The 14,536-nt window shown below is 42.9% G+C and carries 11 protein-coding genes; 9 read left to right on the forward strand and 2 right to left on the reverse strand.

Annotated features, from left to right (window positions below):
* Positions 1 to 4: 4 nt before the first annotated feature.
* The gene (locus tag Q0890_RS08000) at positions 5 to 1,603 is read right to left on the reverse strand and encodes a hypothetical protein (RefSeq protein WP_299219321.1); all 1,599 of its coding nucleotides are present in this window, start codon (positions 1,601 to 1,603) and stop codon (positions 5 to 7) included.
* A 347-nt stretch (positions 1,604 to 1,950) separates the two neighbouring features.
* Here Q0890_RS08000 and Q0890_RS08005 point away from each other — a divergent pair, with 347 nt between their 5' ends.
* From Q0890_RS08005 to Q0890_RS08025, 5 genes are all read left to right on the forward strand, one after another.
* Positions 1,951 to 3,000, forward strand: a complete 1,050-nt coding sequence (locus Q0890_RS08005) for a M15 family metallopeptidase (RefSeq protein ID WP_299219323.1) — start codon at positions 1,951 to 1,953, stop codon at positions 2,998 to 3,000.
* A 64-nt stretch (positions 3,001 to 3,064) separates the two neighbouring features.
* Positions 3,065 to 3,724: a hypothetical protein gene (locus Q0890_RS08010; RefSeq protein WP_299219324.1), complete on the forward strand. Its 660-nt coding sequence runs from the start codon at positions 3,065 to 3,067 to the stop codon at positions 3,722 to 3,724.
* Positions 3,725 to 3,733: 9 nt separating this feature from the next.
* Entirely contained in the window at positions 3,734 to 5,080 is a 1,347-nt protein-coding gene (gene tssK / locus Q0890_RS08015) for a type VI secretion system baseplate subunit TssK (RefSeq protein ID WP_299219326.1), read from the forward strand.
* 127 nt (positions 5,081 to 5,207) lie between these two features.
* On the forward strand, positions 5,208 to 6,020 hold the full coding sequence (gene icmH / locus Q0890_RS08020; RefSeq protein ID WP_299219328.1) for a type IVB secretion system protein IcmH/DotU: 813 nt from the start codon (positions 5,208 to 5,210) through the stop codon (positions 6,018 to 6,020).
* Between the two features lie 465 nt (positions 6,021 to 6,485).
* Positions 6,486 to 8,276 carry a potassium/proton antiporter gene (locus Q0890_RS08025; RefSeq protein ID WP_299219330.1) on the forward strand — a complete coding sequence of 597 codons (1,791 nt, stop codon included), beginning with the start codon at positions 6,486 to 6,488 and terminating at the stop codon, positions 8,274 to 8,276.
* 76 nt (positions 8,277 to 8,352) lie between these two features.
* On the opposite strand, the gene Q0890_RS08030 is transcribed toward Q0890_RS08025, so the two are convergent.
* Positions 8,353 to 9,282, reverse strand: coding sequence for a LysR family transcriptional regulator (locus Q0890_RS08030; RefSeq protein ID WP_299219332.1), 930 nt, complete (start codon positions 9,280 to 9,282; stop codon positions 8,353 to 8,355).
* A gap of 181 nt (positions 9,283 to 9,463) precedes the next feature.
* Here Q0890_RS08030 and Q0890_RS08035 point away from each other — a divergent pair, with 181 nt between their 5' ends.
* The 4 genes from Q0890_RS08035 (at position 9,464) to Q0890_RS08050 (ending at position 14,486) form a co-directional block, all read left to right on the forward strand.
* Complete coding sequence (locus Q0890_RS08035; RefSeq protein ID WP_299219334.1) at positions 9,464 to 9,853, forward strand: RidA family protein; 390 nt, start codon at positions 9,464 to 9,466, stop codon at positions 9,851 to 9,853.
* Positions 9,854 to 9,962: 109 nt separating this feature from the next.
* Complete coding sequence (locus tag Q0890_RS08040; RefSeq protein ID WP_299219336.1) at positions 9,963 to 11,438, forward strand: aldehyde dehydrogenase family protein; 1,476 nt, start codon at positions 9,963 to 9,965, stop codon at positions 11,436 to 11,438.
* Positions 11,439 to 11,626: 188 nt separating this feature from the next.
* A complete protein-coding gene (locus tag Q0890_RS08045; RefSeq protein ID WP_299219338.1) occupies positions 11,627 to 12,616 on the forward strand; it encodes a membrane dipeptidase in 990 nt (329 codons plus the stop codon).
* Between the two features lie 196 nt (positions 12,617 to 12,812).
* Positions 12,813 to 14,486 (forward strand): BCCT family transporter, encoded by a 1,674-nt coding sequence (locus Q0890_RS08050; RefSeq protein WP_299219340.1) that lies wholly within the window; start codon positions 12,813 to 12,815, stop codon positions 14,484 to 14,486.
* The last annotated feature ends 50 nt before the right edge of the window (positions 14,487 to 14,536 follow it).

Genomic DNA, 14,536 nt, shown 5'->3' on the forward strand with positions numbered 1-14,536 from the left:
ACGTCTAAGAAAAATCTGCTGACCAGAGTGTAGAACATTTTTTATGTCGAGTTTTAAGAAGTAGGTAATCTGACTCTTGTTGGTCTTCTTTTATTAAGCTAACAAATAGTGACAGACTGATAAATGGCTTTAACCAGTGGTTCAATGGCATATAATGCCCTAAATGGTACTCGTTTACTAGTATATCTTGCTCTGTCAGTGCATCAATAAAGCTCATATATACTGATATATCATCAGGTTGTTTTTGTGGATTAATGTCAGTTATAGATGTAAGCGTAATATTGGAAGGTGAGACATTAGTTTTGGGTTCTATGTCATTAGGTTTGTTCTGAGTGGAAGACCTCTCAGAAGTCAATGACTGTAAAAAAGAGCTGTCCAGTAGTAGGTCATTGATCATCATTAATTGATGTCTATAACTACGTTTATTGAAATGTTTATCTGATTTACTGGGGTCGTTTATATCAGTACTTTGTGCGCTTATATCTTGGCTATCAGGAGCAAAGATCTGAGTTAATGAGACATTGGCATAGGTATCGCTGTCGAGTATGTCTTGAGCTGCTTGATTGCCAAAGATAAGGAGTACTGCAGCTTCGCTAGGAAGAGTGTTAGAGCTATCATTTGAGTATAGCTGTAGCTCTAGCCATTCCTCATTAATCTGTGTGTCTGCAATGATCAATAAACAAAGCTCAGATGCCGTCGATTGAGACAAGGGTATCAGCTGCTCATTGATAAACTGTATAGGGTCGTAAGTGACATCGCTTTTTGGATCGGTATCACTAGTGATAATAGGGGTAACAATCATTAGAGATTCTAAAAAACCATAAGTTGCCAGCTGCTCTTTTGTGGCTGCGATGAGTAGATCTGTGTCTGCGCCTTCAGGCACGCACAGATAAATGGAAAATTTAGAGAGTGAGCTATCAGTAGGAGTGACGGTGGGTTCTGCATTGTTTGTTTTGTCTGCACTAACGAGGTAATGCTGCTGCCAATCAGGATGAATATCGATGGCTGAATTGGGCTCAGAAACGTCTTGATTGGAGTGCTCGTAAAGATGTTGAGCAATGCTAGACAACGCCTTATCACTTAAAGAGAGCTGTTCATAAATCAATGAACATAAACGCTCAGTTAAGCCGTTTACATCTGAATCCGCTAGGTTTGTAGCCTCCATATACTCGTATGGTAAAGGTGCGACATCGGTAAGCGTTGCAATCGGTTTTGTCAGTATTGGCAATCCATCAAAGTCTGTCAGCTTCTCATTTAGTAAAGTAAGATCCTCATCGTTATCAACTACATCAGACCAGTTATCTCCTTCAGGCAGACAAATGCTGCTGTATATAAACAAATTATAAGAATCCGGCGGTTTGGGACTTTTTTTCTCACTACTGATATCTGATACATCGGCAGTACTGCTTGCTACTTTTTTTTGTCTCCATCGAAGCGCTAGCACCAAGGCAAGCAGTAATAGCGGGACAATGACAAACCAAAGCAATAAACCAAATAAAGTAAGCTGTACGGCATGGTCTTTGAAGTACATCCAAGCCAATATGACATAAATGATCACGAGCAACACTAAAAAATAGCGGGCATAAGATATTAGTTTGTTCACTACCACTCTTTTTACCCCTATTTACCGACTTTTTTTCTTAAGTTTTATGAAATAATCAAAATTTTTACTGCTACTTTGTAATTCTAACTCAGTCAATAATATAATATTCCCTTTTATTGTTCGACTAAAAATAAGTAATTTTTAGCTCATAGGACTTTTTAGACCAACAGTTTATACAGTATGATTCTCTAAATTGAGTGTTTTTCCTTTTAAAAATACGGTATGAGGAGTAAAGACAATATAAACATAAAAAGTAATAGTGAAATTAAGTTTGCTTATTTTAAAGCACTTCATTTGTCTATATACTATCTATAAAATAATGATTACCAACGACTGTTTGTATTTTTATGATGTACTTAATCGTTTCTGTCTTTACACTGATATCAGTTGTTGTTGTTGTGGTACTTTTTGATCCACAACTGTGTACGCAGATATTTGATAAGGTAAAAAACAATGTCCAGCAGTTATCTGGTTTAAAAACAAGTTTCTTATCAAGGCGGCTACCAGTAACGTTTTCCCGCTCTACTATAAAGGGTACTCATCGTTTTATATTACCTATCAATATAAAGCGCATCCCAATCATATCTACACTGTCACTGTTAATTATTGCGGCGACTATTGGCCTATGTTATGCCCTTATCACGCATAACTCTCTTGAGGTTTACCATGCCAAAGATGCTACGTACAGCACAGCTAATTCACAAATTAACCAGCTACTTGTAGGTGAGCGTCTGCGACCACCGCCATCGCCACCAGAAGAGCTATTTGCTGAACTTGAAGCTGAAATTGCAAGCTATCAAGCCGCACAGACTGAGAAAGGTTATTGGCCCGATGAAAAAACGGATTTTTCTCAAGCCGGAAGGCCGCTCATATTACCTGAGCCAGATTTGTCCACTCTAAATGCTCAAGATAGTACGACTGGCTACTCAGGAGACATCTTGGCTTCGCATCTGCACAATGGTCATATCAACATCAAAAATGCTGACCGCAATTGGAAAAAGATGAACTCAGAATTTGTTCAACGGCTGTTAACTGTTTATAAGGTAATGAGCGATCAGTATGGCTATGATATGGTGCTTTTAGAAGGCTATCGTAGTCCTGCAAGGCAAGCAAGATTGCTTAAAAAAGGCACACACGTAACCAAAGCGGGCTCTTATAAAAGTTATCATCAGTTTGGTCTTGCAGGGGATAGCGCGTTTATTAAAAACGGTAAGATTGTCATTACTGAAAAGGATCCTTGGGCGATGCGAGGCTATAGATTATATGGTAAAGTGGCCAAGTCAGCTGGACTTGTGTGGGGAGGAGACTGGCGAATGATGGATCTTGGGCATGTTGAGCTGCGCAAAAAAGGGGTGCTTGGTCGCCCAAAAATGGCAGAGATTTTGACCAGTCAATAATAACTATAGTATTTCAAGGTAAATTGAAAATATGAACAGATGTAAGATATTATCCATAGGATTGATGACAGCTGGTTGTCTGTTAAGCGGAACGCTAGCAGGATGTAGCGCTGATAAATTAAGCAAAACAAATAGCAAAGTCTCTACGCTGGCGGGCGAATCTACTATTGCTGATAATATAAAAAGCATCATCAGTAATGGCAAAAACAGTGACAATGACGATCTGCAAAATCTAAAAGCTCAGTTAGAAAAGCAGCAACAGCAGATCGAAAACATGAATACCGAGCAGCAGGCTTTGCAAGAGCAACTAAGACGGCAGCAGGTTACACTAAATATCAAACCTATGGCCAATGCCAATGCAGGACGTGCCAAACAAGGTACTGCGAGTATCGCTTATGTTGCATTTTTAGAAGAAGAAAGTCAGTTCACCGAAGTTGAAAAACTGGCTGCGAAAGAAGTCAGTGTCATCCCCAATCGTGAGACCAGTCTGACTTTAAATATTCCTCAAGATGCACGCTTTATGGCGGTTAAAGTGGGACTTAGATACACCAAAAAACGCTCACAGCTCCTTATTCCGCTTAATAGTCTCAATTTTGATAAGCCACTGGTGCTTCATATAGGTGCATGTGACGTCAATATCGTAGAGGGTATCAGCCCAAAGCTTGCGCCTGCATTTACGACCAAACTTAAATATTATCAGCAGCCATTAGTCAGCTGTTTGTAGGAGATTGTCTTGAGTAAAAACAGAGTACTATGGGGTGAGGGGCTGTTTTTAAGACCTCAGCATTTTCAGATTCAAGACACATATCATAACTCACAGCGCGCCCTGAGTATGATGCTGATGCAGCCGTATGCTTACGGAGTATCCGATGTTCAGATAGATAAACAGCTTTTAGAGAGTAACTTGTTAAGCTTTCAAAGTATTTACGCTGTATTGCTAGATGGCACAATATATCAGGCACCTCGTATAGATGCATTGCCCAAAGGTGTTACGCTAGATAGTCAAGATCATGGTGATGAGGTCTTTGTATTTTTAAGTTTAGAGATTGTCCATAATGGTGGCAGTAATATACAGACAGAGCATAGTGATAATCCAGCACGCTATGTCAGGGGAGCTATTGAAGCAAAAGATTTATATAGTCAGGCAGCTGAAGCAGTCATTGATGTTATTAAATTGTCACCGAGCCTGCAACTGAGTCATTCTGCGCAAGCGCCCAGTCAAGATACCCTATCGTTGTTAGTTACCAAACTGGTGCGCACAACCCAAGGCATCTACCAAGTGGACGAAGATTATATCGTCCCTAGCGTTCATATTAAGAGTAACCCTGCGCTCGTTGGCCAAGTTTATCGTTTGATGACCATGATCAATACCAAATCGACTTCATTATATGATCATCATCGTCAGTCTAATAATGATTTACTAGAATTTCGCTCATCAGACATTGCATCTTTTTGGCTATTACATACACTCAATACTGCATACTCTCAGCTAAGTCACTTATATAACAATGCTAAAATACATCCAGAGCGCCTTTACGAGGCACTATTAAATGTGGCCAGTCAATTGGCCACTTTTAGCTCATTATACAAAGTAGGCGATCTGCCATCTTATCATCATGACAATGCTAATGAGTCGTTTAATAGCATCATCTCAATCATTCGTGAGTTACTCAATACCGTGATTGCGAGTAACTTCATCTCAATCCCATTGCGTCAAAATAAATCGTCTTACTATACAGGGGAGCTGAGTGGCGACAAAATCACACGCAGCTCACAGCTATATCTGTCTATTAGCTCCTCACTGCCGATGCATGAATTAATCGATATCGTACCACGCCGCTTTAAGGTCGCGACCCCTGATTCGGTAGAGAAGCGTGTCTTATCAGCGCTGCCCGGTTCACCTGTCTCGCATGTGACTCAAGTACCTAGTGCGATACCTGTGCGGCCAGGATTTAGTTACTTTACCATTGAGCCTGTAGGTGAGCTGTATGATGAGATGATAAAGTCTGAATCTATCTGTATCTATGTGCCAAACGGTTTTGATGATTTAAAAATAGAGCTAATGGCTATCGTACAGTAGTGGATTTTAGAAGCTACTATCGAGCAGCGTTATAAATCGCTACTTGTGTATACACGTTAATTGATTGCTGTCGTTAATTAATATCTCCAAAACCAGTATTTTCAAAAATTAAGCAGTAGGAACGATCATGTCAGGGAATAATTCAATTGGTTCTGCGCCCTCATTGTTAGATTCAGGTGAGGTGGCATCAAAAGTCTCAGCAATCGGTCTTGATAAACGCATCAGCAGCCAATCGCTGGTTGATATCATGTATGACGGCTTTTATTTAGTGTTCTTACTACGCAACCACTACTTTAGTACCGAACCACATAAGTTTCGTCAAAAGATATACGACTTCCTAGATAAATTTGAGATAAATGCGCGCAAAAAAGGCTTTTTATCAGAAGATATTCATGAAGCTAAGTACGCTTACTGTGCGCTGATTGATGAAACCATCATGACCTCGCAGGAGCCAGAATTTCAAACGCTAAAAGACGCGTGGGAGATGAACCCTTTGCAACTGGATTTATTTGGCTCACAAATCGCTGGCAACGAATTCTTTGAACGTTTAGATGGCTTACGTGAGCAAGGGGATAAGCGTTTACCTGCTTTAGAAGTCTATCACTATGCAATGCTGCTTGGTTTTCAGGGCAAGTACCGCCTTGAAGCACCGGAAAAGATTCGCTATCTAATCTCACGTTTAGGCGATGAAATTGAGCATCTTCGCGGCAATAAGAACGAATTCTCACCGTTTTGGGCGATTCCGGATCAGATTAAGCATACTCTCACTAGCGAAACACCGCTATGGATTATTCTCGCGGTCATGGCGGTATTATTGACTGTAATATTTGTAACCATGTGGCAATTTACTAATAGTTTTTCTGACAACCAGCTATCAGCGTATGACAATGTGATTCAAGAAAACAAAGAGCAAGCGCATATTTCAATTTTCTTACCGTAAATCGTATTTAAATATGTTACCAAGCCCATAGAGTTAATACTTCATTCAGCCTCATAACAAAACAAGCCGTTTCATTTATACAATGGAATGGCTTTTTTTATTGTACGGATTTATTGCTTGAAAATTGACATATAGTCGATACCAAATAAAATCGACACGTTGTGACGTGATGCGTAACTGGTATAAATTTTTATTGCTTGCTGTGTCTACGCTGACAGAGGCTGCAAAAAACTTATACCAGTCTCGCTGTATCGTTTTTATAGCGAATTGACTATATAGTATAGCTATTAATAACACTTGGCTCTGTCGTTAATAGGTCGTTATTAATAGCTTGTCCATGTTACGTTTTTAACTTCGCCAAGCCATATCTGTTATAGTTATTTATAGTACTATCAATGAATATAACCAGCTCAATCTTTATAACCAACACCATCATAATAATTATTAAAAATAGGGCTTACAAAGATGGATACCTTAAATATCCTATACCTAGTGGGGGCATTGTTAATTTTTGCCAGTATCATGGCAAGTACGTTATCGGCGCGCTTGGGCGTTCCATTGTTACTGTTGTTTTTAGCAGTAGGCATGTTGGCAGGCGAGCAAGGTATCTTAGGGATTGAGTTTTCACAATATAATATTGCTAACTTCGTCGGGCAGGCAGCCTTAGCTTGTATCTTGTTAGACGGCGGTTTACGTACCTCGTTTAAATCATTTCGAGTCGGACTCAAGCCTGCGGTCACGCTAGCGACTTGGGGCGTACTGGCGACCGTCATGGTGCTAGGGGTCTTTGTCACTTGGCTGCTTGATGTGGATTGGCGCTTTGGTTTGCTGATGGCAGCAATCGTTGGTTCAACCGATGCGGCAGCGGTGTTCTCTCTATTACGAAATGGCGGCGTCAAGCTCAATGATCGCGTACAAGCCACGCTCGAATTGGAGTCCGGTGCCAACGACCCTTTGGCTATCTTATTGGTTACAGGCTTAATCGCTCTCAATGTAGATCCTGCTGGACAGACGGTATTCGGATTTTTAGGCTTACTATTACAGCAATTAAGCTTTGGCTTGGGGATGGGTTTACTCTTTGGTTATCTACTCTCTAGGCTATTACCCAAGGTTTATTTAGCAGAGGGTATGTATGCAATTTTGATACTATCTGCTGGCTTGTCAGTCTTTGCGGCTACCAATTTAATTGGCGGTAGTGGCTTTTTGGCTGTTTACCTCACTGGTGTGCTCATCGGCAACCATAAAGTGCGCTCAACTGAGCATGTCATGCGAGTGATGGATAGCTTTGCATGGTTGTCGCAAGCAGTGCTTTTCGTCGTTTTAGGTCTGTTAGTCACACCGTCTAACGTTATCAACGTTTGGCATTATTCAGTGGCAATCGCCGCCTTTATGATTTTGGTTGCCCGTCCTATCGCCGTCTATACCAGTGTGAAGCCTTTTAAGTTCAAAGACAGGGAGATTGGTTTTATCTCCTGGGTTGGTTTGCGCGGTGCTGTCCCTATTACTCTTGCCATTTTGCCGGTCATGGCAGGGATAGAGGGCGCCTTTATGTTGTTCGATATTGCGTTTGGGGTGGTGGTCTTATCGTTGATTTTACAAGGAACGACTATTCCTATGATGGCGAATTTATTTAAGGTGCGTATTCCAACGAATAAAGACCCAAAAGAGGAGCACGAAGTTTGGGTGTCGGACAAGGCAAGTATCACTTTATACGAGTTCGAGGTGCAATCAGGGGCGTTTGCTATCGGTCGTCATCCTAAAGGCATCTCTAACCGGGTGAGTCCTGATGAGATTAGTATTTTCGCGTTAGTACGTGGACAACAAATCGTCATTGTCGATGAAAATACCAAGCTCAAATTTGGTGATAGCGTCTGGTACGCCATGAGGGGCAACCATGCCAGTAAGATTGCCAAGATTTTTAACGACACGACGTTAGACCGTAAAGCCATCGATGATTTCTACGGAGATTGGTTGTTATCACCCAGTGTAAAGCTCGGAGATTTACCGTTTTTTACTGGCATTATGGCGTCCGAAACGCTCGCAGATAAGCTCAAGTCTAAAGCTGACGACCCGTCAATAAATATGTGGCAGCAGACTGTGGCTGAGTATGTAAAAGAAAGCTTGGATACGGCTCCGGTGTCGGGTGATACGGTCACGATAAATAATGAATGGTCGTTGGTTATTAAGGAAGTCGATGACAAAGGAGCGCTTAGAACCATTGGCTTAAAACATCAAGAGTTGCCCACGGTGGTCTAATGCGGCTAGTCTAAAACAACAATCAAGCTTTGACAAGGTCAAAAAACCAAGCCATGCAAAATCAAACCATGCAAAATTATGCCATATCTGATAAAGGATAATGCTCTTGCACGTATTTGATACACAACTCATAAAAGGCTTGTGCTGACGGTGAGATAGTTTTATTCGCTAATTTAAAGATGCCGATCTGTCTGTCCAGAGCTGGTTCCAGCAAATCAAGCCATACCAGTTCAGGCTCGTTAGAAGGGAAGGCGAGCTTGGGCAAAGTCGTGATACCAAGGTCATTGCGCAGTAGTGAAAACAAGGAGGTAATGTTTTCGACCGTGTAGCGCGCATTGCGGTTAAGCACCTCAGCAGGCGTGTTTTCAAGTAGCCGGCAAGTACCATTATAGATAAAAGGCTGCGTGACTAATTGTTGCCATTTAAGCCCTTTTTTTCGTGATCTATTTTGTTGCTTTTCTGACTTATTTTTCAACTGATTTAACGAGTTACTGTTTAAGCAAACGACGCCAATTGGGTCTGAAATGAGCGGTGTAAAATCTATATCCGCCTGATCTATACTGATACAGTTACCCAATGCTAAATCTACTTCACCTGCCAATAATCGATTGGCCACCCCAACAGAATTATCATCTATCAGTACAATCTCAATATCAGGGTGCTTTTTGGCGTATTCGACCAACACGCTTGGCAACAGCTTGGTGACAAGCGATGGCACGCTGGCAATTCTTATTTTACCTTTGTCACCAGAAGCAGATGCTTTGAGATCATCTTCTAGTGCTTTATAAGTGGTCAGGAATTGCTCAATCTTCGGTAAGCAGGTTTTACCAAAAGGGGTGAGTGTGGCCTTATTACCACTTTCAAATAAACGCTGACCGAGCGTCTTCTCCAGCTCTTTGATGGAGGCTGACAGCGCTGCTTGTGATCGATTGGCGCGCTCAGCCGCAGCACGAAAACCGCCTTCTTTTACCACAAATAAAAAATGCCGTAATTGCTGTATTTTCATATTTTCTGCCGCCGAAATCTGTTTATCAATAATATATCTACTATGATAGATTAAATCTATCAATTTTAATATTTAATTAGTTAGATTTGTCATTATTAAAAGGGTAGCATGGATGCAACATCGCAATACAGGCTATCAATTAAACAGATGATGCCGCCATTTATCTAAGGAAGAACACCGCATGACGACTCAAACCACTAAGCAGCCCGTTAAGACCTCACTTTACGCTTCCAAATCACCGTTAGAGTGGGCAATTACTAACAATGGAACGCTGTATACCGCACAGATTCCTATCGATGAAAATGGTGAAGTGGTCGCAGGTGGTATTGAGGCGCAAACTCGGCAAACGCTAGACAACCTAAAACATACTTTGGAATCTGCAGGCGTTGGCATGGATTCGGTATTGCAGGTGCTGATTTATGTGACGGATCGCGAGTATCTCAAAACTGTCAATCAAGTGTATGCTGAATATTTCGCAGCACCATATCCAAACAGAGCGGCTCTAGTGATAGCAGGACTGGCTCGCGAAGAGATGCTGGTAGAGCTGGTCGTTTATGCTGCTGTGCCTTAAGCTTCTCATAGATTCTCCAACGAATAATAATTGTACGTTTTCAGTATTTTAATTATTCAAATAAATTTTCCAAGATTTTGATTTTAATCGTTTTACTAAGGATGTTCTTATGTCAGCCCAAACCACCCAACAAGTATTGCAACAAGATCCAGCCAAATCCATCTATATCAATGGTGAATGGCAAGCGGGCGCTAATAGTATTGCCAATATTAACCCATCTGATACCAGCGAAATCGTTGGTGAGTTCGCACAGGCCAGCACAGATCAAGTCAAAGATGCTATTGCTGCTGCGCGTCAGGCGCAGCCAAAGTGGGAAGCGACGCCACTTGAAAAGAAGCAGTCTATCTTGCAAGCGATTGGTGATGAGATGATTGCCCGTTGTGATGAGCTAGGTACTTTATTGTCACGTGAAGAAGGTAAGCCATTTGCGGAAGGTCGCGGTGAGATTTATCGCGCTGGGCAGTTCTTTCATTATTATGCTGCCGAAGTGTTACGTCAAATGGGCGACCTTGCTGACTCGGTACGTCCTGGGGTCAAAGTCGAAGTCACTCGTGAAGCCGTCGGTGTGGTTGCAATTATCTCGCCTTGGAACTTCCCAACGGCTACTGCGGTATGGAAAATCGCCCCCGCTTTAGCTTTTGGTAACAGTGTTATCTGGAAGCCTGCGAACTTAACGCCTGCCAGTGCGGTGGCGATGGCTGATATTATTCACCGTCAAGGCCTGCCTGAAGGTACGTTTAACTTACTATTGGGTGGTGGCTCTAGCGTCGGTGATGCGCTCATCAATTCTAAAGACATCGACGCGGTCAGCTTTACAGGCTCTGTGCCCACAGGTCGCAAAGTCGCTGCTGCGACGGCTCCAAACTTCATCCGTTGCCAGCTTGAGATGGGTAGTAAAAATGCGTTAGTCATCGCTGATGATGCTGACTTACAAACGGCTATCGATACAGCGGTTGCTGGTGCATTTGGGGGCTCAGGACAAAAATGTACCGCCTCTTCACGTCTTATCGTCATGGACAGTATCCATGATGCCTTCGTCGACGGTGTGGTCGCCAAAATGAAAACGCTAAAGGTTGGTCATGCGCTTGACGACGGTATCTTTATGGGACCTGTGGTCGATGACAAGCAGTTGGCATCAAACATGGATTGGATCGAAAAAGCCAAGCAAGCCGGTGCCAATTTAGCCTTTGGTGGTGAGCGGTTAGAGATGCCACATGACGGCTACTATATGTCGCCGACCTTGTTTACTGAGACTGACAACAGCTGGGATATTAACCAAGAAGAAGTATTTGCTCCGCTGGCCTGTGTCTTGCGCGTCAAGAATTTAGAAGAAGCGATTGCCATGACCAATGATACGCGCTTTGGTTTGACCGGCGGCATCATTACCCAAAGTCTGCGTAATAGCGCGATGTTTAAAGAGCAAGTACAAGCGGGCTGTGTCATGGTAAATCTAGCGACTGCAGGTACCGATTATCATGTGCCGTTTGGTGGTCGTAAAGAGTCAAGCTTTGGCCCGCGTGAGCAAGGTCAATATGCCAAAGAGTTTTATACTATCGTCAAGACCGCTTATCAAAAAGCATATTAGTCTTTGATAAAAAGTAGAGGCGTGTTTTGCGTAGGGTGGGTTAGTTTTTCAAACTCTTGCAAAGAGTGCCGACAAAACGTAATCCGCCACTTTAAATATAAACTGTCAAATATCGGCGGGTTACGCTACCGCTAACCCACCCTACGACAGAGTTCAGTCGAAAAACGAGTCATAAGAAGGATAACAAGATGTACCAAGATCATATCGTCATCGACGGATTACAGTATAGCCATTGGGATCGTGACTACTTCAAGATGCTAAAAGATAGTGGTATCAATGCGGTGCACGCAACCTTGGTTTATCATGAAGACGCGCGTCAGACCATGACCCGCTTTGCTGAGTGGCACGCGCGTTTTGAGCAAAACAGTGATTTGATCTTGCCTGTGTATTCGGTCGCTGATATTAAAACGGCAAAAGAACAAGGCAAAGTCGGTATCTTTTTTGGCGCGCAAAACTGCTCACCAATCGACGATGAGATTGGCCTAATTAGCGTCATGCGCCGTATGGGTCTCTTGATTATGCAGCTGACTTATAACAACCAAAGCTTGCTAGCAACTGGCTGCTATGAGCAGAATGACAGCGGCGTCACCCGCTTTGGTCAGCAAGCTGTTAAAGAGATGAATCGCGTCGGTATGATCGTCGATATGTCGCACAGTGCTGAGCAATCTACGCTTGAGGCGATAGAAGTCTCCTCGCGTCCGATATGTATCAGTCACGCCAATCCAACCACCGCTCATGATGCCTTGCGTAATAAATCAGACACGGTTATTAGCGCCTTGACCAAAGCGGGCGGGCTATTAGGCTTTAGTTTATACCCGTTCCACTTGCCAAATGGTAGCGACTGTACGCTTGAGGACTTTTGCAGAATGATTGCCAATTGTGCGGATAAATATGGTGTTGAGCACTTAGCTATTGGTAGCGACTTGTGTCTCAATCAGCCGCAAGCGGTACTTGAATGGATGCGTAATGGTCGCTGGTCAAAAGCGATGGATTATGGTGAAGGTAATGCTAATAATTCAGGCTGGCCGGATACTTTGCCTTGGTTCGCTGGCAAAGATGGTATGGAAAATATCTATAACGGTCTTTTACAGCATGGCTTTAATGAGGCTGATGCTGGCAAAATTATCGGCCAAAACTGGTTTGATTTTTTAGAGCAAGGTTTAAAGCCATTGGCTTAAATATTAACACTCTAAAGCTGAGCTTTGAAAGCTCGTTTTTTAGAGGTTCGTTGTTTAAATCTAAGCTTTGCAAGCCATCACTCCAACGCGCTATAAGACAAACGACGTTTTATAGCGTTAAAATTCTTTCATTTTTATAGTGGATTGACTATACCTCTGATTTAAACAATGTAACGTTAGCATATGGAGCCACATCATGGCCGATTTAAAGGGATTTAATAGCGATGAGCAAGGACGCTCAGACGTCGACAAAACAACAGGTACCTTAACCCATGTAGAGGGGCCGTCCGATACCTTAGGTCTTAAAAACCCAGCGTTTTGGTACAGTGGCGGTTTTATTACCCTCTTTGTTTTGATGGCTATCTTTGCTGAGGCGCAATTAGCAGAAATCGTCAATGTCAGCTTTGCTTGGTCGGTCAATATTTTTGGTCCCTTTTGGCAGATACTGTTGTTAGCGACCTTCGTTATTGCTTTGGCTGTTGGTGCTGGCCGCACAGGACGAGTTATTTTGGGTAATCTGCCTGTGCCAGAGATGGACAGCTTTAAGTGGATGGCCATTCTTTTTTGTACGTTACTTGCTGGCGGCGGAGTCTTTTGGGCGGCCGCTGAACCCATTGCGCATTATGTGACGGCGCCGCCTTTATATGGTGAGTCACCAGACTTACAACAACGTGCATTCAATGCTTTGTCACAGTCTTTTATGCACTGGGGCTTTTTGGCGTGGTCAATTGTTGGCAGCTTGACCGCTATTGTAGTGATGCATCTGCATTATGACAAAGGCTTACCACTTAAGCCGCGTACCTTACTTTATCCTGTGTTTGGAGAGCGTGTACTGACGGGTCAAGCTGGCGCCATTATCGATGCTTGTTGTATCGTCGCGGTGGCGGCGGGCACCATCGGTCCTATTGGATTTTTAGGTTTGCAGACCAGCTATGCACTCAACGAGTTATTTGGTATCCCTGATACCTTTACCACTCAGCTAATTATTATCGTATTCGCTATTGCGCTTTATACCATCTCAGCGATTAGTGGACTGACGCGCGGTATGCAGCTCTTAAGCCGTTTTAACGTTACGCTGGCTTTTGCACTGATGGTTTTCATTTTGATCTTTGGCCCGACCAACTTTATCGTTAATGGCTATATTCAAGGTGTCGGTAGCTTGATTGACAACTTTATTCCGATGGCCACATACCGCGGTGATGAAGGTTGGCTTAGCTGGTGGACGGTATTCTTTTGGGGCTGGTTTTTGGGCTATGGCCCGATGATGGCTATCTTTATTGCTCGTATTTCACGTGGTCGTACCATTCGAGAGTTGATTACCACAGTATGTATCATTGCACCGCTTGTCACCTGTTTTTGGTTCACCATCGTTGGCGGTTCGGGACTGGCGTTTGAGATTGCTAATCCGGGCAGTGTGAGCGCCGCCTTTGAAGGCTTCAACTTACCAGGCGCATTATTAGCAGTCACGCAGCAGCTACCGTTTCCATTGATTACCTCGATACTATTTTTGATTTTGACCACGATTTTTATCGTAACCACAGGGGATTCGATGACCTATACCATCAGCGTCGTCATCAGTGGCGAGCGTGAGCCAAACGCTATGATTCGTACCTTTTGGGGCATCATGATGGGGGTTACTGCTATTGTATTGATTTCGCTTGGTTCAGGCGGAGTGAGCGCCTTGCAGTCCTTTATTGTCATTACTGCGGTTCCTGTGTCTTTTGTTTTGCTGCCTTCTCTATGGAACGGACCAAAAATCGCCCAGCAAATGGCACGTGATCAAGATTTGTATCGTCCTAACAAGGTTGTGGTCAATCATCGCAAGGCGGAGGAAAAGCTCGCTAAACAAAAAATTATTGAAGAAAAGTAAATTGTTGAACAACTATCATAATAGATATATTGTGTATAACATGTTGATTA

This window comes from uncultured Psychrobacter sp., assembly GCF_947488565.1.
GTDB classification, from domain to species: domain Bacteria; phylum Pseudomonadota; class Gammaproteobacteria; order Pseudomonadales; family Moraxellaceae; genus Psychrobacter; species Psychrobacter saeujeotis.

Excerpts from the sequence above, each read along its gene's own strand:
- Q0890_RS08005 (WP_299219323.1), top strand. The coding sequence starts at position 1,951 with ATGATGTACTTAATCGTTTCTGTCTTTACACTGATATCAGTTGTTGTT.
- Q0890_RS08010 (WP_299219324.1), top strand. The coding sequence starts at position 3,065 with ATGACAGCTGGTTGTCTGTTAAGCGGAACGCTAGCAGGATGTAGCGCT.
- icmH (WP_299219328.1), top strand. The coding sequence starts at position 5,208 with ATGTCAGGGAATAATTCAATTGGTTCTGCGCCCTCATTGTTAGATTCA.
- Q0890_RS08025 (WP_299219330.1), top strand. The coding sequence starts at position 6,486 with ATGGATACCTTAAATATCCTATACCTAGTGGGGGCATTGTTAATTTTT.
- Q0890_RS08030 (WP_299219332.1), bottom strand. The coding sequence starts at position 9,282 with ATGAAAATACAGCAATTACGGCATTTTTTATTTGTGGTAAAAGAAGGC.
- Q0890_RS08035 (WP_299219334.1), top strand. The coding sequence starts at position 9,464 with ATGACGACTCAAACCACTAAGCAGCCCGTTAAGACCTCACTTTACGCT.
- Q0890_RS08040 (WP_299219336.1), top strand. The coding sequence starts at position 9,963 with ATGTCAGCCCAAACCACCCAACAAGTATTGCAACAAGATCCAGCCAAA.
- Q0890_RS08045 (WP_299219338.1), top strand. The coding sequence starts at position 11,627 with ATGTACCAAGATCATATCGTCATCGACGGATTACAGTATAGCCATTGG.
- Q0890_RS08050 (WP_299219340.1), top strand. The coding sequence starts at position 12,813 with ATGGCCGATTTAAAGGGATTTAATAGCGATGAGCAAGGACGCTCAGAC.